Raw genomic sequence first — 17,349 nt, forward strand, 5'->3', positions numbered from 1 at the left:
AGCTTGTGTAATATTAAAGCCACTCTTTTTAGAAAGCGGCTTTTATTATTTAGGATTTTTTAGGAATTTCGCTTCCTTTAATGAATGCGGGTCTTGCTCCTAATTTTTCTTCCCAAGCTTTGAGCTTTGGATAATCATCCAAGGAGAGATCGATATAAGATCTAGCTTTTACCCAGGGCCAAGTCGCTATATCCGCAATACTCAATTCCTTTCCTGCGAGATATTCGGATTCTTTCAAACGTCTTTCCAAAACGGAATAAAGGCGTTTTGTTTCATCCACGTAACGATTCATTGCGTATGGAATTTTTTCCGGGGCAAACTTCACAAAATGGTTCGCCTGACCTTGCATAGGACCGACCCCGCCCATTTGGAACATGAGCCATTGGATCGCGATGGATCGTTCTTTAGGATCTTTCGGTAGGAATTTTCCGTATTTTTCCGCTAGATAGATCAGGATCGCTCCCGATTCGAAAACAGGAAAGTCACCGTTGTCTTTGTCTACGATGGCAGGTATCCTTCCGTTCGGGTTGATCTTAAGATACCATTCTTCTTTTTGCTCTAATTTACTAAAGTCGATTGGATGTACTGTATAAGGGATCCCTAATTCTTCCAGCATGATGGAAGCTTTTTTTCCGTTAGGCGTCCCTGCGGTGTATAACTCGATCAAATGATTCTCCTTTGATTCGGCCGGAATGGTCCGGATATGATCTAGGCTTTGTTTTTAGACTCTCCGTGGAAATCTTTTGGAACAAATCCTTTTTATTTTTATAAAAAGAACTGTGGTGATCAGGCAAAAAATACGGAATGTACAATATGTCCCGATAGGGCTAACATACTCAAGATCCCCAAATCGTAAGCGATATTCCTCCAAGGTTGTTTATGAAAAAAATAGAAAATGGCATGCAGTATCCTGGAAATTATGAATATTCCGGAATAGATGATGGTCCCTTCATGCCAGTTATAGGTATGAATATACCCTATCAGTAAGAATAAGAAAATTGGAATATTCTCCAAGTCGTTTCGGAAGACCCCGTTTGCAGTGGCGACTATCGTATGATCGTCCGTTGCTGGGAATGAATTAGTGAAAAATTCCGCGTCTTCTTTCCAGCGGAATGTTTTGGTTTTTATCCGGACCAAACCTTGAACGATGGAAGTGGAAAGTAATTTTAGGAATAAAATTACTGAGACAATCGCAAAGACCTGCCAAGAAGATTCCATTCTACACTCCTAGGTGCAAAGATTGACGGAGCACAGGATCGGACTTGAGTAGGATTAATGCGAGCAAAAAACGAGCTTACTCGGGCCTCAGTTTTTCTTTTTTGAGTCGTTTCCTGATTTCTTTTCCTCTTTTTTGGTTCTCTTCCAAGACTTTCAAAATAGTATCCACGGGAAATGCAGTACCTTGGAACATTCTGGAAAAAACACGATCAGGCATATCATACCAGCGAGCCTTGGAGGAAAGAAGAAGTTCTCCCGTCTTTTTCAGATGAACGGTCCCTTTAGTGTAAAGTCTTCTGCGTCTGACCATGGTGACCCAACAGCGGACTTCTAATTCTTCGCCTAATGGACAGGCCTTATAATAACGCATATATAATTGATCGGTCATCACAAAATGACCTAAGTGAAAACATAATACCCCTTGTGCCTCGTCCAATAAAGTAGCGAGCGCTCCACCATGAGCGAAACCGGGCGCTCCCTCAAAATCTTTCTCTATGGTCCAAGCAAAACGGACTTCTCCGCTTGGTTCGTGAAAAGGAAAGCTGGCGTGTAAGCCTCTTTTATTTTCCGGCCCGCAACCGAAACAATTCTTATGATGCCAATCTTGTCCGTTTTGGCTGGCCTTGATATGTTTATAAATGTCTTCCGCAGTCATCTGTATCTAGTTTCTTTCTATCTACCATGGAAAAATCCGAAAGCGCGCGAACAAGAACGAAATTCGAGATCGGACTATAACGAACAGCGTATTTGTTTTGCTCCCGAACTGACATGAGGAGAAGGCTAAAACTCCTATTCAAATCCCTTGACCGATTCTTGGCAGTTTATAATCTCACTACGTCGAGGAGAATACGATGAAAGCCGCTGTATTAGAGTCCGGAAAAAGAAATTTGATCATCAAAGAGGTTCCAATCCCTGATCTCGGTCCGGAACAAGCGAAGGTAAGGATCAAAGCCTGTGGCATCTGCGGTTCCGATCTACATTTAGTATTACATGGAACCTTAAAGTGTAAACATTATCCTCAGATCCCAGGACATGAAGCTTCCGGTGTAGTGGAAGAAGTGGGAGAAAAAGTCACTCGTTTCAAAAAAGGGGATCGAGTCGTGATCGCCGCAGGAACCAGTTGCGGAGTATGTTCTCATTGTCTCGCAGGAAGAGAAAATCTTTGCAAGGAGATCGGAGTATTCGGATTTGATCGAGAAGGTAGTTTCGCAGAATATAATATAGTCGAAGAACGTTATCTCTATCCCCTGCCTGATTCCGTTCCCTTCGAACAAGGTGCGATCTTAGCCGATGCGGTTTCCACCCCTTATAATGCGATTAAGTTCAGAGGAAAGATTCAAGACGGAGATACGGTTGCTGTTTTCGGTTGTGGTGGTCTCGGGATCCATGGAGTGGTGATTGCAAGAGCATTGACAAAAGGTAAAGTGATCGCCTTGGATGTGGATAGGGGAGCCTTGGAAAACGCCGCCGCTTATGGGGCTGATGAAATAGTAAATTTGAGAGAAGTAAAAAATCCGGGCAAGACCCTAAAGGAAATTTCCAAAGGTGGAGTGGACCTTCTTGCTGATTTTTCCGGAAGAATGACAAATATAGAAGAATCACTTCGGGCCATGAACCCCGGAGGAAGAATGGTACTCGTCGGGATTGGAAGAGAGCCTTTAAAATTTGCAATCCCGTTCTCCATTATCGAAAAACAGATCACTATTGCGGGCTCTTACGGTTCGGATCGAAGGGCCATCCCGGAATTGATAGATCTTTATGTGCAAGGAAAATTGAATCTAAGCAGATCGATTACGGATATAAGAAAATTAGAGGACATCAACGAAAGTTTACAAGATTTAGAAGACAGAAAAGGAAATCCGATCCGATTTGTGATCTCTCCCGAATGATTCCGAAGACGAACTTTGCTTGCTATCGTATCCGCTTCTTAAATCCTAACGGATAGATAGCTGATGTTTAAAGAATACTTACAGTACATACTTTCCAGAGGACAGATCCGATTCATCGTACTCGTTAGATCCGTTTTATTTTTACTAGTATTTAGCGCAATTCCTGCGATACAAGCGGGAGGCGCGGTCGCTTTGGGCGGGATACTGATCGTCTTAGGGTTACTAGGAACATATGTAGTGAACGGATACGTGATCCGATCGGGAATGGACCCTGCAAGACCGGTGGAATTTTCCAAATACTTTATATTCTTGCTTACTTTAGCCTTGTTCTTGATTTTATTCTTTTTGATCGTAGCTAGATTGGTGGAACCTTTTTTAGGGACACAATTGCAAGAGTTCTTAAAAAAACAAAGTACTGAACCGGGCACTCCACTTCCCGCGGAATTTGTTCGATTTTATCTGATATTTGCATTTGTATTGGGGCTTGTTCTTCATCTGATCCTTCCGGTGCTCTTTTCAAAGCTAAGTTTGATCCAAGGAATAAAAGAATTACCAAGTTGTATCAAACGTTCCGACTATATTGTGGCGGCCTGGACACCTTTCGTGATCATGTTTGTTCCGGATCTACTGGTTTCTCTTATCTCCAATTCGGAAGAAATGATGGTTTCAATGTTTGGACAAATATTACTGATTGTTATCTTCTTCTTTATGCTTACATCGGATATTTTTTTGCAATACCCGACGTATTATTTGGTTCGCACAGAGAAGAAGATCGCAGAAGGTCCGGATAACGTTTAAGCTTTCAGGAAGCTCATCGTATCTCTTAAACTTTTAGCGATATTTAAAAGTGCCGTTGCACTTCCTGCGATCTCTTCCGAGTTTGCAGCGCTATTCTGGACCGTAACGGAGATATTCGAAACTGCGTTTGCAGTCTCGGAGATCGCCACTTTTTGTTCTTTAACTGAAGTTCGGATCTCTTCCGATTTGGTATCCACTTCGTTGACCGCTGTGATAATCGTTGCCTTTTTCTCCTGCTGGACTTGCATCGTTGAGACTATATTGTCCGAAGAAAGTTTGATAAAGGAAAGACCCTCCAGGATTTCCGCATAAACTCTCACACAACTATCCACAAAATTTTTACCCGATTCAATTTCTTGGTTACTCGTGCGGATCAGGCTTTCGATAGTTTTCGTACTTTGATCCGTTTGTTCGGCGAGTCTTGTGATCTCCGTCGCGACTACCGCGAAACCTTTTCCATGTTCTCCCGCTCTTGCAGCTTCTATAGCCGCATTCAACGCGAGAAGGTTCACTTTTTCGGAAATTTCCTGGATGATCGCAGTAATCGATCTCATCTCTCCGGAACTAGATTCAATTTTTATCATACTTTCGGAGAGGCTGCCCATATTTTTTTTACCGGCCTCCGTTTTGGTATACATATCCGAAATTTTTCCCAAAGAATCGGAAACTGAATCCCCGACTTTCGTGATCAAACTATCCAACTCTTTCATTTCTCCGGAAAACGAAAGAATAAGTTTATACTGTCCTTCCGCATTCATGGTGACCTGTTCCATACCGGCACTGATCTCTTCGACGGAAGCGGAAATTTCTTCGACGGAAGCGGATTCACTTTGCGCATTCTCCGAAAGATATTCGCTGGATTTGGAAAGTTGTTCAGCCGCTACCAAGATAGATTCCGAAAAAGTAAGGATAGAGGACAACATCTCCTTCACCTTGGACTGAAAATTACGGAACACTAATGATAGAAGGTAGAGTTCGTCTAAATTTCGTTCGTCCTCTTCCACTTCTATTGGATGACTAAAATCAGCGTCCCGGATGGAAATTCTGACTCGATTTAAACCTTGCACAAGTCGGATCGAAAATTTAATCGAAGCGTAAAGAATATAAACGAGTGTCAGCGCCGAAATAGAAAGAAAAACCGTAAGACTAAACGTATATTCCGTCTCCGCTTTTTGGTAGATCTTTTCCGAGATAAACAACTGCACAGAGATCAGCTTTTCGATATTACCCGCAACGGGGTCTATTTTCGAATACATTTTATTGTCCGCAAAATTTCCCAAACCTTCCTTATCTTTAGCGACCATAAGCGCTCGAACTTCTTCCACACTCTTGTCGGCTTCGTCAAATAAAGGTTTCAATTTTTCGATAAGGACTTTTTCTTCCTCCACTAAATGTGTTTGAAGATAGATATTCCACTGCAATTTGATCTCCTTCATCGCAGTATCTAGTTTTTCGACACCTTCTTCATACGTGAATGCACCGCTGCGAGTTTTGTGAACACAATCCACAATCGAGATCGCGTAATGATCCGAGATCGTTTTTAGCTGTTGTAACGGAATTAATCTATCGTTGCGGATCGTTTCTATATCAGCGATCCGAGAAGCTGAATTGATAAGAGATAGAGCCAGTATGATTAAAAAAGGAATTAATACTGAAGAGAATAAGATCGCTAATTTTAAATTTAAACTTAGTCGTGAATACCATTTCATGAAAACCCTCCGGGCGGGGAGTATAGCACAGAATGGAATATTAATCGAGCAAATTAGAACACTTTCACCAACTAAATCAAAGAAATGATTTTTTAGGGAAGAATTTATTTCACACGGGGCATGTCATTTTTCGAATTTAGACAAAATCCATTTTAGTATACGAAATAGAATGTACCACATAGAGACAACTTTATGTTCACTGAATTGGGATTGCTGGTGTCTCTGTAGCGCTTGCTATAGGCTTGACAGGTTCGGATTAACCACTAATATCGGAGATCAAGCCCCCTGGCTTTATATAATACGAACGTTATAAAAAGGGAGAGGCGGTAAATGAGCCTTTTGAAACAAAAAATAGAAAGAGAAAGAAAATCCGGGAAACTGCTGCTCCGTTTGCTAATCCTAGCATTTGTTATTTGCGGATCTGCTCTGTCCTTATCCGCTGCGTTTTCCTTAAAACAGATCCCGGATTCTATAGGTCCTGATGGACGTAATATCTCCAGGCAGTTCTTCCAATTTTTGAAAACTGCAATCATCAAAAATAAATATGACGGAAGAGCGGAAGGTTTTCATAAATACCTGGATCGTTCCTTGGAAAGATTCGAATTAAAAAACCTGTTTAATTCCGAATATATGACAAAGGATAATAACGGGCAACATTACGTTACTTATCGGGGACGATTCGCCAACGACGGTTATAAGGTAAGTCTAGAAAACGTAAGAATGAAGGAGGTTCCAATTCCAAATTTCGGTGATTTTACCGCCGAGTTTTCGTTAAAACATAATCCGAATCCAACGTATGGCGGGAACTCTTACTCCGGAAATTTGGACGTTCTTACGCATATGGGACCATTCACTCATAAACATGGATTGAGTGCAATGGACTCGGGATTACACTTTTTAGATTCGAATAATCTGAAATCCATCACTGCACCGGAGACAACTTCTTTCAAAAAAATTAAGGACCCGGATGCAAGAAAGGCAATTAACGATTTTACGGAATCATTTCCCGCCCTTGCAAAGTTTATGGGTTACTATTTCGGTTTGGATTCTTTGTTAAAGGTCCAACAGGATGGAAAACTCCCCGGTGTTACGGCGTTTACATTCGAGGGAAACATAGAACAGACCTTGATGAGGGATTATCCGGATCTAGGCGATTATCTGGACGATATCAAATATTTAGGTTTTATTAAATTAAGAATTACGAATGTTTCCGGAAGATCATTGGCGGAATTTGCGATAGAATCTAAAACCAGGGAGATCCGTTTCAAGTTTTTCACGTTGAACGGAAAAGTAATCCCTTACGATACTAAGGGTAATTTTTATCCCCAAGAGGCTTTCACTCTTAATTCTCTTTCCGAGTTTCCTTTTGTAGTAAAAGCAAGTTTAGAAGCTAATTTATACGGTCTGGTTTTGGAGAACAACGACGTTCAATTGCTTGGCAGATTCACCAATACGGCAACTTCCGGAGTTCTAAATTTAAAAATAACTAAAATAGAAGAATTTGACGTGAGTGGTGCTTTTGGTTACTTTGCACCTTCTTGGGCGATCAATCTATTTATTCCCGGTAATCTTCAGTCAATTATCTACGAGTTTACCGAAACTTTGGTAAAGGCGAATAATGGGAAAGGGACAAGCATCGTATTGAGATGGGATCGAGACTCTTCTAAAACAGCTATGAGGACCCATATCGAAACGGAATTTTTGGATAATTTTTTCATCCGATTCGGTTTAAAGATCTGGAATCATAAGGTTCTTCCTGATGAAGATGCTAAAGACGATATCAGAGCTGTACTTTCCAAAACAATCGATCTATTGTTAAAAGGAATTTAACAATTTAATGATCGAAACAAATCAGACCCAAATGGTCGAAATAAAATCATAAAAGATCAACTTTTTAAGGCTCACAGTTATGTGAGCTTTGGTTTTCCTGTTTTAATACAATTTCCAAACGTTTTCTTTTGCAGCTTGTCCCTTTAATCCTCCTGCCATTTCCCGGCTTAGAAGATTAACTAAATTGAAAGTGTCTTTATAGTGTTGGCTTACTTCTTCCGCTGAAATGGAAAAAGGAGGACCGGCCATTTTGGATTGGTCGTATTCAAAAGTGATCAAAAGTTGAGGCGCTTGATTGGTAATCTTTGCTAAATGAGCGGAATAACGAACCCTCGTCTCTCGGGGGAGGGCTACTAAGGCTGCTCTATCATAAACTGCATCCACAGGACCTAAGGTCTCTTTGGATAAATCGAATATGTCCCCCACGAAAATATCTATACCCTTGGCACTGTAAAGAGTGAGTTTGTCCACTTTAGAAATTTCAGGTTCCACTCCTAACTCTTGGAATAGTTGCTGGACCGCCATCTCGACGAGTTCCGCGCCGGCGATCCTATATCCGTTGGAAAGAAGCCAGGTTATATCCAATGTTTTTCCGCATAATGGAATAAAGATACGGCTATCTTTTGCCAAAGAAAGTTCTTTGAAATATTTAAGTAGAAGCGGGTTTGTCTCGGCTTCGTGGAAGGGGATATTATTCTCTTTCCATCTGCTTAACCAAAAGTCTTTTTCCATTTGTAATCCCCTCTGGTTTGAACTCCGTAAATTTGTAAGCGCTCCTATCCATAATATTCGTTCTTGAGAACCTGGCAAGACTTTCAGATGGAAAAGAAGGCGGAGAGCACGGACTGTTTAAATTGGTAGCTCCCCCCTTTTTCATTTTATAACAGTCCGTATTCTCTCTTTTTTATAAAATACCTATTATTTTATTCTAAATATTTCGCAGATCCTGGCATTCTGACCTTATCTTTCGCCAAACAGCCGATATAATCCAAAGTCATTATTAAACGAATTATGAAAATAAAATATAAATTTTCCTTGCAAGAGATCCTTTTTTGGTCTCTTTAAATGACGATGGAAATTTTTGTTTGGAAAGGCGATATTACGTCCGTTCAAACGGATGTTGTGGTAAACGCTGCCAATTCTTCCTTATCTGGGGGAGGCGGTGTGGATGGGGCCATTCATAGGGTAGGTGGGCCGAAGATTATGGAGGAATGTAGGATATTAAAGATCAAAAAATATCCGAATGGTCTTCCTACCGGTCAATGTATTCTTACTTCCGGAGGGCAACTTCCTGCTAAGTATGTGATCCATGCTGTGGGTCCTGTTTGGAAGGGAGGAGATTATCAAGAAGCTTCTCTATTAGAAACCTGTTATAGGAATATTTTGCAGTTATCGTCGGATCGTGCGTTCGAATCGATTGCGGTCCCTAGTATCAGCACAGGGATTTATGCTTATCCAAAAGAATTAGCGACTCCAATTGCGATACGGACCATTCTAGAACATAAGGATCAGTTTCCTAGAAAGTTGATATTTGTATGTTTCGATCAGGAAACAAAGGAGATATATGAGGAAATTCTAAACCAGTCCGGAGTCAATTTTAAGGAAGGAATTTCTTATTTTTAATATATTACAAGCCTATGCCTGCCGCTCCTCCGCAGGTAGTATACAAATCTTGTTTCGGATTTAACGTATAAGATTCATCGGAAGTCGCCTTTCCTAAATTTCCATTGATCGTGCTATCGAACAGATTCGTATTCACACAAGATCCGGAAGCATCATTACATTGAACATTTGCGGGTGGACTTGCTCCATTTGCCAAAGTATTCAACCAAGAGGAGAACTTAATTCCTCCGCTATTTAAAGAATACATATCGTTATACGTGGTGATCGTATGAACGTCACCGGGACCTATATAGTATCTGAAATTGGACTGGGAACTAGCGTCCTTCATTTTGGAAACTGCCTGTTTAGACCAATCACAAGTAGTATAATCGTTAGAGCTGGAAGAATTTCCGTCCGGTACTGAACTTCCGTCGCTGTCCCCGTAGATGACAGAATAAAATTTTCCCGCTTGGTAAGGGTCGGCAGTTGTCGCATTGGAATAGGTTAAACTGGTATTATTGATCTTGTTGATCTGGCCCATCACATGATAAAAGAATCTTTGGTTCCCATCGAACAAGGCGGTATATTGTCCGAGTACATCTCCCGAATATTCGGTCGCCACCTTTTTGAAAAAGTCATTGATAGAAGGTGAACCTGTAGTGGCGTAATTTGCCCCGATGCCATTCACCCAAATCGGAAGATTGGAAGAAGAAAAGCCGGTCCCATTTCCGATGCCGTTCGTTTCTACGCCCCAGGAACTTTCTAGCAGTGGAAAAAATGCAGGACCGATTGTATGAGCGGAAGTAGGCACTACGGCATTAGATGCATCGGATAACATTCTGACCTTAGCACTCGGATCAATTGTGGTTACAGTCTCTCGAATAATAGGATAATTTAAGATCGCTCCGTAACCTCCGGCGCTTTGACCGGTCACAAAAACCCGGTCCAATTGCGGATAGGAATTTTGGATAAATTTCAGAACGGAAATTACATTATCATACCCATGATGTTGGATGGTCCCGCTTGTATACGTTTTGTCCTTACTTCCGATATGAAGATCACCTGTGCAATACGGGACAAAAATGATATCATAATCTTTGAACGGGTTCGCAGCCACGGATTGATCGATGATCCCTTTGAATAAAAGGTCTAAGGCAAAATCCGGGATCACATTCAATTGATTGAAATAAGTGACCGTATTACTTCCGAAACAGTTTGCATTGTCCCAACAGGCTCCTCCACCCATGAAGTTGATCAGAAGTTTTTTGTTATTCGCAGCAACGGTCTTTCTGAAAAAATAAAAGTTTACATTCCCTTCCGTGCCGCTGCATTTCGGATCAAAAGTCGCAGTGTATGTATATGGTGTTGCGCCGTGATCCACTTGTGTAGTAAAGGTCCCAGGTTCCGGAGTGATCCTCGCGAACGGGGTTGTGACCAGATCTATAATGAATGCGGTAGCAAGAAGTTCCTGGGTATTATCTTTCTCTTTCGTGCAATAGATTTGAGTGAATAATAGTGCAATGATAAAATACCGGATTTTCATAACGAAATGTACCGCCTAAACCAATGGAAACTTTCACTACAGCGTTCCCAAACTTGCCGCATTAGGACATATAAAGATAAACGTTGCACCAATTGCCTTCCGATTATAGTTTATTCCCGGTTTATAGAATGTCAAGGACCGAAGCAGGTCTCGTACAGATCTTTATCGTTGTCAAATGAGTCCTGAGAGGTCGCCCTTCCTAAACTATTGTTCAATGAATTTGCCCCGAAATTCCTATCCGTGCAAGGATGAGAGCCGGCACCGGCTGAACAATCTACGTCCGTTGGAGTTCCCACATTCGATACGATCGACTTTAACCAGGTATTGAAGTTCACTCCGTTACTGGAAAGCCCATACATCGTATCACTCGTAGTGATTGTATGAATATCTCCGGGAGCTCGATAAAAATAATATTTAGACCCGGTCGTATTGCTCATCGCAGTATTCGCGTTAATTGCCCAGTTACAGTTAGAAGGAGTATTGGAGCCGTTGTCGGGAAGATCAGGCACATCTTTGGCATCCCCCGGTCCAAAATACGAACTGGAATCCGAATAAGAAGGAGATCCTGAATCTATGATCCCCATTACATTAAAGAACCATCTTTGCGTAGAATCGAATGCGGAAGTGTATTGTCCTACTACATCGTTCGGGTATTCAGTAGTGATCTTGCTGAGATAATCTCTTATGGAAGGAGTTCCGTCCAGATAATTGGAACCCACCACCCAATCCGGAATATTCTGAGCGCTTCCCCATTGATTTTTTACTATATTCGTAAAAAATCCGTCGATTACCGCCCCGTTAGAAGCATCCGCCACTAAGCTGATCTTATTGAAGTTTGGGAATCGAGCGCTTTCTGCGAATACTTGGCGAATATGAGGATAATTTAATATTGCTCCATACCCTCCGGCACTTTGCCCTGCGACCACTACGTCGGTCACCTGAGTGTAATTCGATTGGATATATTTTAGGACAGAAAGAACGTTATCGTGTCCTCTGTGACTATATGCGGAAGGGTCGGATGAAACGTACGGGTCATCATAAGTAGTTACATCATTGGAACCGATATGAAGATCCCCCGTGCAGTACGGAATAAAAAGAACATCATAATTCTTTAATGGATTGGATGGGTTTTCCGCATCCAGGATCCCCTGAAAAGCGACCTTGATAAAAAGATCAGGCACATCATTTAGGAAATTGAAGAATGTTGTGGTATTCTTTCCGAAACAGTTGTTATTACTCCAACAAGCTCCTCCTCCCATAAAATTGATCAGTAATTTTTTATTATTCGAGGAAACTGCCTTCCGGAAGAAATAAAAGTTGGTGTTTCCCGAGTTTCCGAAACATTTCGGGAAATATTGCCTACCGGTTTGATAATCGGAATTTGTGAGCGGGATTTGGATCGTATCTTCTGCAGGAGGGGTGATCCTTTCGTAAGGATTATAAAGAATTTCGGCTAAGACCAATCCTGTAAGGGCTTTTGTATTGTCCGGTTCGTCTTTTTGACAGCCGATAGAAAATAACATCGGAATCAAAAAGAGAAGAGATAGGTTTCTGACCTGCATTCGTTTTTCCCCGCTCTAGAAAACAGTTGAAATGTTTATATTTTTCCATTTTAGACTGACGCATATCGCTAAAGATTCAAGTTCTTTTCAACATCGAAGAAAAAGAAAGATTTGAGTAATAAGAGCGAACCCAGAAATTGGAATCGGTCCTATTATTTTTTAAACCGAAGGTGAAACGTGGATCTTTTTGATAATATGGGTGAAGCGGAAGGCAATATCGTACCGGTAGACTCCATTCTTCCTCCCGAATTATTTCTGGTTCCGATCAAGACCAGACCGGTATTTCCCGGGATCATCACCCCTCTTATTGTTCCTGGGGGAAAGTTTGCAAAGGCCGTTGACGAGGTCTTAAAAGGGAATTCTTTCATCGGACTGGTTCTTCTCAAAGATGAGGAGAATGAAAAGAAAACGGAAGAGAATATTTACGATTTCGGCGTCGTTGCCAAGATCTTGAAGAAGGTAAATCTTCCGGACGGCGCGGTGAATATTCTCATCAATACCGTGCGCAGGTTTAAGGTGGAATCTTTTTCTTCCGTGGAACCTTTGTTGATCGCGAAGGTGAATTATCCGGAAGAAGAGCCGGGCGCTTCTAAAAATACGATCAAAGCTATGATGAGAACCCTGCTTATTATGACCAGGGAACTTGCTCAGAATAATCCGCTTTTTACGGAAGAAATGAAGCTGACCATGCTGAATGTGAACGAGCCTGGTAAGATGGCGGATTTTGTATGCAGTATTTTGAATATTGAGAAGGAAGATTATCAATCCGTAATAGAGTCCGTGAACCTGAAGGATCGGATCGAAAAAGTCCTTCTGTATTTGAAAAAGGAAATCGATCTTGTAAGTCTTCAGAGGGAGATCCAGGAAAATATCCAGGATAAGATCGATAAACAACAGAGACAGTTTTTCTTAAGAGAACAATTGAAGGCCATCCAAGCGGAACTCGGTCAGAAAGAAGGGAAATACGAGAAGAAGTACGAAAAATTCCTGGAAAGACTAAAAGCCATTCCTGCAGATCCGGAAGTGGTCGAAGAAGTGGAACGAGAAATGGATAAGTTCTTCTATACCGATCAAAATACCGCGGATTATAACGTTGTGCGGAATTACTTAGATATAATGGAAAGTCTTCCTTGGGAAGCTGCCCCTTCTCGGGAAATTGATCTGGATAAAGCCAGAAAAACTTTGGATCGTGATCATTATAAGTTGGATGATGTAAAGGAGCGGATCCTGGAATTTTTGGCCGTGAAGAAACTCAAACCTACGGAAAAAGGTTCCATTATTCTTTTGGTAGGACCTCCGGGGGTGGGTAAAACTTCCATTGCCAAATCTATCGCGGAAGCCATGGGCAGAAAGTTTTTTAGATTTTCAGTAGGCGGGATGAGAGACGAGGCGGAGATCAAAGGTCATCGAAGAACTTATATCGGTGCGATGCCAGGTAAGATCATTACTGCATTAAGAATTACTAAAGAAAAAGATTCCGTTATTCTTTTGGACGAAATTGACAAGCTTGGGTTAGGAATGCAGGGAGATCCTGCCGCCGCTCTTTTGGAAGTATTGGATCCGGAACAGAATAAAACATTTAGGGATCATTATCTGGATCTTCCTTTCGATCTTTCTTCGGTCTTCTTTATCGCTACGGCAAATACGTTAGATTCCATCAGTAGGATACTTTTGGATCGTATGGAAGTGATCAATCTTTCCGGATATATTACGGATGAAAAAGTCCAGATCTTCAATAAACATTTATGGAAAAAGGTACTGGAGAAAAACGGGATCGAACCTTACGGCATACAGATAGATAAAAAAGCCGTAGTCACTCTGATAGATCATTATTCCAGAGAGTCCGGAGTGAGAGGTCTTGAAAAACAATCCGACAAACTGGCTAGAAAGCTCGCTCTTCAGATCGTGAAGGGAGAATCTTATCCGAAACATATCCTTCCTAACGATGTGGAAAAACTGTTAGGAGTTCCAAAATACGTGGATGATAGGATGACTAAGCCTACCGTTCCTGGAACCGCTTTGGGACTTGCTTGGACTTCCGTTGGAGGAGCAACATTACTCATAGAAGCGGTATTTGTAAAAGGAAAAGGCGGCATACTTCTTACGGGAATGATCGGAAAATCTATGGAAGAATCTTCCAGTATAGCTCTTAGCTATATTAAAAATTTCTTAGGTAGTGAGGAATTATTCAGCGAAAAAACCATTCACCTTCATGTCCCTGACGGTGCGACTCCAAAAGACGGTCCAAGTGCGGGGATCACGATGGCAACCGCCATTCTTTCCTTGGCATTGAACAAAAGGATCAAACTCGGGTTCGGTATGACCGGAGAATTGACCCTTACGGGAGAAGTTTTAGCCATCGGTGGCCTAAGAGAAAAGATCGTGGCAGCTAAAAGGGTGGGAGTTCATAAGATCATTTTTCCTTCGGACAATCGACCTCAGTTAGACGAAATACCTGATTATGTGAAGAAGGGGATGGAATTCTTTCCTGTCTCTAAATTCGAGGAGATTGCCAAAATTTTATTCGAACCGAAAATGATCGATGGAGTTTTGAAACCTAAGACGGAACAAGTAGTTGCTGGGAAGAAGCCGAAACCTTCTCCTAAAAAGAAGACAGTTTCTCGTAAGAAAAAATAAATCTCCAAGGTTTCGCCCAAATATGGAGGTCCTTAAGCGGCTCAAAATAATTTGCTTTTTAGGACCCTTTTCGGACGCTGTTCGGAGGAGACCATAATGGGCGTACCTTTCATAGATATCAAAAGATTCGAGCCGGGATTACTGGAAGCTTGGGAAGATAAAGTAAAAACCCTCAGCAAGAACGCCTCCTTTATCGGAGGAGAAGAAGTCGCATTATTAGAAAAAAATCTAGCAACAACCGCCGGGACTCAATACTCGATCGCATGTGCGAACGGAACGGACGCACTCCAATTGGCGTTGAGAGCCTTGGGGGTCGGAAAGGGTGATAAGGTATTAGTTCCCGATTCCACCTTCTGGGCAACATTCGAATCCGTGGTAAACGTAGGAGCTGACCCTGCTACAGTAGATACGAATCCGGACGATCTACAAATGGATTTCGAAGAATTTAAAAAAGCACTCGAAGAACTAAAACCAAAAGCTGCGATCATAGTTCACCTGTATGGTTGGGGAAGCGCTAAGTTAGAAGACTACCGCAAACTTTGTAAGGAAAAGGGAGTTTTCCTACTAGAAGACGGAGCCCAGTCTTTCGGAGTCTTGTATAAAGGAAAACCTATCTACCAAGATGCGTTGATCACCACTACTTCTTTCTATCCTGCAAAAGTTTTAGGTGGAGCAGGAGATGGTGGAGCGGTTTTCACAAACGACGAAGAGCTTGCGAATAAAGTCAGAATGCTTGGAAACCACGGAAGAACTTCTCATTACGGTTACGGGGATGTAGGTTGGAATTCCAGAATGGATACATTGCAAGCCGCATTCTTAAATTTGAATCTTCCTCATTTGGAAGCAAGACTTGTTTCTCGCAGAAAGGCCGCCGAAAAATATTATCAAGTTCTTCCTAGTTTAGGAGTGAATGTGATCCATCCTCCAAAAGACTTTCAAGAAAACGGATATTGCAACGTTACTCTTTTTGATCCTGCAGAAAGACCTAAGATCCAAGAAGTCCTAAAAACAAAGGGGATCGGTTTCGGTGTTATTTATCCCGGAGCGATGAGCGATCAACCCGGAGCAAAACCGTATATCGTAGGTAAATTCGGAAAAGAACATAGGACCGGAAGGATCTGCGATTCAGTATTAAATTTTCCTTTATTTCCATACATGACCGATTCCGAGCTGGAAGAGGTTTTTGCCGCGATCAAGGAATATAAGAGCCTGTCCTAAAGGCCGGGCTCTTGAGGTCCCTGAGCTAATGTAGATTTATATAATTTTCTAATGGTTTATCGGACTATAAATAAATACTTAAAACCTTTCTATATCCTGATTGGGAGATAGAAAGGAATATTTCGAAAGTTTTCGATAATATGATTATGATTTTTTACTTTATATAGTGCCTCGTTAATAGTGTGTTAAAATAAAGGATTAGAAACTGCAGAGGGGTTCGTCTTTATGAAAAGGATTATTAGTATATTATATCTTCTTATTGTTCTCATTACTGGTTGCAATATTATCGAATCTACCGGTTTTGTAAACGACGCGTATTCTGGCGGGGAAGCAAGAGAGAAAATCCGAAATGCCGCATTTAATGCGGATGGCATCTATTATGAAAAAAAGTTCGGCGGCTATAATGGAATGATTACTACTCGGTCTTTCGAGAACGCGCTCATTATCTCATTATTACTAGATTTGGACGACTCAAAATATTATAAAAAGAATAAAGTGAATGATTGTGTTTCTGACATGGAACAGTTTTCTTATCTAAACCGTCTTGATGCTATTACAACCTTTAAGCTGAGCGAGAATTGCCGTAACTTCGAAGAAGTTGGGTTTTTTCCTAAATAATAACAGAATTGACCTAATCCACAAACCGCGACCTGAAAACCTTCAGAAATTAAATGCAAAACCTGCGAATTGATCATTCGATCTGAATATAAATTTGTTCTTTTAACTTTCTCAGAATTTCTTTTGCTACCGATTCATTTTCTCTCTCGCCAAAATCTGCAAAAAATCATCATTATCCCGAAAGAAATTAGGTTGCCACTGTCTAAGATTTAAGTTTAGAATGATTCTAAACTAGATAAACTGAAAGGAGAAATGTATGAAACCGAATATAGGAATCCCGGAGAAGGATAGAGAGGCCATCAACCAGGGCCTGCAAAAACTTTTAGCAGACACGTATTTTTTATATTTAAAAACCCATAACTATCACTGGAACGTAACCGGTCCCTTATTTAATACATTACATTTGATGTTCATGACCCAGTATACGGAGCTTTGGAATGCTTTGGATCTTGTGGCGGAAAGAATTCGTTCTCTTGGTTACCCGGCTCCGGGGACCTATAAAGCATTCTCTTCTCTAACGTCTTTAAAAGAGGAAGACGGAGTTCCTAAAGCGGAAGACATGCTTAAAAATCTTGTGGATGGACATGAGGCCGTTATTCGTACGGCAAGAGCCATTCTTCCTTCGGCAGATTCGGGAGGAGACGAGGTGACTACGGATCTTCTTACTCAAAGATTAGAGATCCACGAAAAAACCGCTTGGATGCTTAGGAGCATGCTGGAGTAGA

Annotated in this window: 15 protein-coding genes; 8 read left to right on the forward strand and 7 right to left on the reverse strand. The window is 41.4% G+C overall.

The window, feature by feature from the left end; genetic code table 11:
• Positions 1-49 precede the first annotated feature (49 nt).
• The 3 genes from AB3N61_RS03770 to AB3N61_RS03780 all read right to left on the reverse strand — a co-directional run bounded on the left by AB3N61_RS03770 (position 50) and on the right by AB3N61_RS03780 (position 1,873).
• A complete protein-coding gene (locus tag AB3N61_RS03770) occupies positions 50-667 on the reverse strand; it encodes a glutathione S-transferase family protein (protein WP_020771388.1) in 618 nt (205 codons plus the stop codon).
• A gap of 119 nt (positions 668-786) precedes the next feature.
• On the reverse strand, positions 787-1,218 hold the full coding sequence (locus AB3N61_RS03775) for an MAPEG family protein (RefSeq protein ID WP_020771374.1): 432 nt from the start codon (positions 1,216-1,218) through the stop codon (positions 787-789).
• Between the two features lie 76 nt (positions 1,219-1,294).
• A complete protein-coding gene (locus AB3N61_RS03780; RefSeq protein ID WP_020771089.1) occupies positions 1,295-1,873 on the reverse strand; it encodes a PaaI family thioesterase in 579 nt (192 codons plus the stop codon).
• 196 nt (positions 1,874-2,069) lie between these two features.
• Here AB3N61_RS03780 and AB3N61_RS03785 point away from each other — a divergent pair, with 196 nt between their 5' ends.
• Both AB3N61_RS03785 and AB3N61_RS03790 read left to right on the forward strand, forming a co-directional pair.
• Positions 2,070-3,107, forward strand: coding sequence for a zinc-binding dehydrogenase (locus AB3N61_RS03785; protein WP_367898520.1), 1,038 nt, complete (start codon positions 2,070-2,072; stop codon positions 3,105-3,107).
• A 63-nt stretch (positions 3,108-3,170) separates the two neighbouring features.
• Positions 3,171-3,905 (forward strand): hypothetical protein, encoded by a 735-nt coding sequence (locus tag AB3N61_RS03790; RefSeq protein ID WP_020771120.1) that lies wholly within the window; start codon positions 3,171-3,173, stop codon positions 3,903-3,905.
• On the opposite strand, the gene AB3N61_RS03795 is transcribed toward AB3N61_RS03790, so the two are convergent.
• A complete protein-coding gene (locus AB3N61_RS03795; RefSeq protein WP_020771434.1) occupies positions 3,902-5,614 on the reverse strand; it encodes a methyl-accepting chemotaxis protein in 1,713 nt (570 codons plus the stop codon). The genes AB3N61_RS03790 and AB3N61_RS03795 overlap by 4 nt on opposite strands.
• Positions 5,615-5,944: 330 nt before the next feature.
• Here AB3N61_RS03795 and AB3N61_RS03800 point away from each other — a divergent pair, with 330 nt between their 5' ends.
• Positions 5,945-7,444: a hypothetical protein gene (locus tag AB3N61_RS03800; RefSeq protein ID WP_020771286.1), complete on the forward strand. Its 1,500-nt coding sequence runs from the start codon at positions 5,945-5,947 to the stop codon at positions 7,442-7,444.
• A 102-nt stretch (positions 7,445-7,546) separates the two neighbouring features.
• On the opposite strand, the gene tmpT is transcribed toward AB3N61_RS03800, so the two are convergent.
• Entirely contained in the window at positions 7,547-8,176 is a 630-nt protein-coding gene (gene tmpT / locus AB3N61_RS03805) for a thiopurine S-methyltransferase (RefSeq protein ID WP_367898521.1), read from the reverse strand.
• A 339-nt stretch (positions 8,177-8,515) separates the two neighbouring features.
• On the opposite strand from tmpT, the gene AB3N61_RS03810 reads away from it, so the two are divergent.
• Positions 8,516-9,067 (forward strand): O-acetyl-ADP-ribose deacetylase, encoded by a 552-nt coding sequence (locus AB3N61_RS03810; RefSeq protein WP_232421087.1) that lies wholly within the window; start codon positions 8,516-8,518, stop codon positions 9,065-9,067.
• A gap of 4 nt (positions 9,068-9,071) precedes the next feature.
• Here the strand turns inward: AB3N61_RS03810 and AB3N61_RS03815 are convergent, their stop codons facing one another.
• Positions 9,072-10,589 (reverse strand): pectin acetylesterase-family hydrolase, encoded by a 1,518-nt coding sequence (locus AB3N61_RS03815; RefSeq protein WP_367898522.1) that lies wholly within the window; start codon positions 10,587-10,589, stop codon positions 9,072-9,074.
• 131 nt (positions 10,590-10,720) lie between these two features.
• Entirely contained in the window at positions 10,721-12,151 is a 1,431-nt protein-coding gene (locus tag AB3N61_RS03820; RefSeq protein WP_020771275.1) for a pectin acetylesterase-family hydrolase, read from the reverse strand.
• 195 nt (positions 12,152-12,346) lie between these two features.
• Here AB3N61_RS03820 and lon point away from each other — a divergent pair, with 195 nt between their 5' ends.
• From lon to AB3N61_RS03840, 4 genes are all read left to right on the forward strand, one after another.
• Positions 12,347-14,788 carry an endopeptidase La gene (gene lon / locus AB3N61_RS03825; RefSeq protein ID WP_367899054.1) on the forward strand — a complete coding sequence of 814 codons (2,442 nt, stop codon included), beginning with the start codon at positions 12,347-12,349 and terminating at the stop codon, positions 14,786-14,788.
• A gap of 96 nt (positions 14,789-14,884) precedes the next feature.
• Positions 14,885-16,006, forward strand: a complete 1,122-nt coding sequence (locus AB3N61_RS03830) for a DegT/DnrJ/EryC1/StrS family aminotransferase (RefSeq protein WP_367898523.1) — start codon at positions 14,885-14,887, stop codon at positions 16,004-16,006.
• Positions 16,007-16,231: 225 nt separating this feature from the next.
• Complete coding sequence (locus AB3N61_RS03835; protein WP_367898524.1) at positions 16,232-16,624, forward strand: TIGR04452 family lipoprotein; 393 nt, start codon at positions 16,232-16,234, stop codon at positions 16,622-16,624.
• A 256-nt stretch (positions 16,625-16,880) separates the two neighbouring features.
• Positions 16,881-17,348: a Dps family protein gene (locus AB3N61_RS03840; RefSeq protein WP_020771404.1), complete on the forward strand. Its 468-nt coding sequence runs from the start codon at positions 16,881-16,883 to the stop codon at positions 17,346-17,348.
• The last annotated feature ends 1 nt before the right edge of the window (position 17,349 follow it).

Source organism: Leptospira sp. WS58.C1, from assembly GCF_040833995.1.
Taxonomy (GTDB): domain Bacteria; phylum Spirochaetota; class Leptospiria; order Leptospirales; family Leptospiraceae; genus Leptospira_B; species Leptospira_B cinconiae.

What these genes read in the sequence shown, in the direction of transcription:
- AB3N61_RS03835 (WP_367898524.1), top strand. Translation starts at nt 16,232, where the DNA reads ATGAAAAGGATTATTAGTATATTATATCTTCTTATTGTTCTCATTACT.
- AB3N61_RS03775 (WP_020771374.1), bottom strand. Translation starts at nt 1,218, where the DNA reads ATGGAATCTTCTTGGCAGGTCTTTGCGATTGTCTCAGTAATTTTATTC.
- AB3N61_RS03830 (WP_367898523.1), top strand. Translation starts at nt 14,885, where the DNA reads ATGGGCGTACCTTTCATAGATATCAAAAGATTCGAGCCGGGATTACTG.
- AB3N61_RS03815 (WP_367898522.1), bottom strand. Translation starts at nt 10,589, where the DNA reads ATGAAAATCCGGTATTTTATCATTGCACTATTATTCACTCAAATCTAT.
- AB3N61_RS03820 (WP_020771275.1), bottom strand. Translation starts at nt 12,151, where the DNA reads ATGCAGGTCAGAAACCTATCTCTTCTCTTTTTGATTCCGATGTTATTT.
- AB3N61_RS03810 (WP_232421087.1), top strand. Translation starts at nt 8,516, where the DNA reads ATGGAAATTTTTGTTTGGAAAGGCGATATTACGTCCGTTCAAACGGAT.
- AB3N61_RS03800 (WP_020771286.1), top strand. Translation starts at nt 5,945, where the DNA reads ATGAGCCTTTTGAAACAAAAAATAGAAAGAGAAAGAAAATCCGGGAAA.
- AB3N61_RS03840 (WP_020771404.1), top strand. Translation starts at nt 16,881, where the DNA reads ATGAAACCGAATATAGGAATCCCGGAGAAGGATAGAGAGGCCATCAAC.
- AB3N61_RS03795 (WP_020771434.1), bottom strand. Translation starts at nt 5,614, where the DNA reads ATGAAATGGTATTCACGACTAAGTTTAAATTTAAAATTAGCGATCTTA.
- AB3N61_RS03790 (WP_020771120.1), top strand. Translation starts at nt 3,171, where the DNA reads ATGTTTAAAGAATACTTACAGTACATACTTTCCAGAGGACAGATCCGA.
- tmpT (WP_367898521.1), bottom strand. Translation starts at nt 8,176, where the DNA reads ATGGAAAAAGACTTTTGGTTAAGCAGATGGAAAGAGAATAATATCCCC.
- AB3N61_RS03785 (WP_367898520.1), top strand. Translation starts at nt 2,070, where the DNA reads ATGAAAGCCGCTGTATTAGAGTCCGGAAAAAGAAATTTGATCATCAAA.
- lon (WP_367899054.1), top strand. Translation starts at nt 12,347, where the DNA reads ATGGGTGAAGCGGAAGGCAATATCGTACCGGTAGACTCCATTCTTCCT.
- AB3N61_RS03780 (WP_020771089.1), bottom strand. Translation starts at nt 1,873, where the DNA reads ATGACTGCGGAAGACATTTATAAACATATCAAGGCCAGCCAAAACGGA.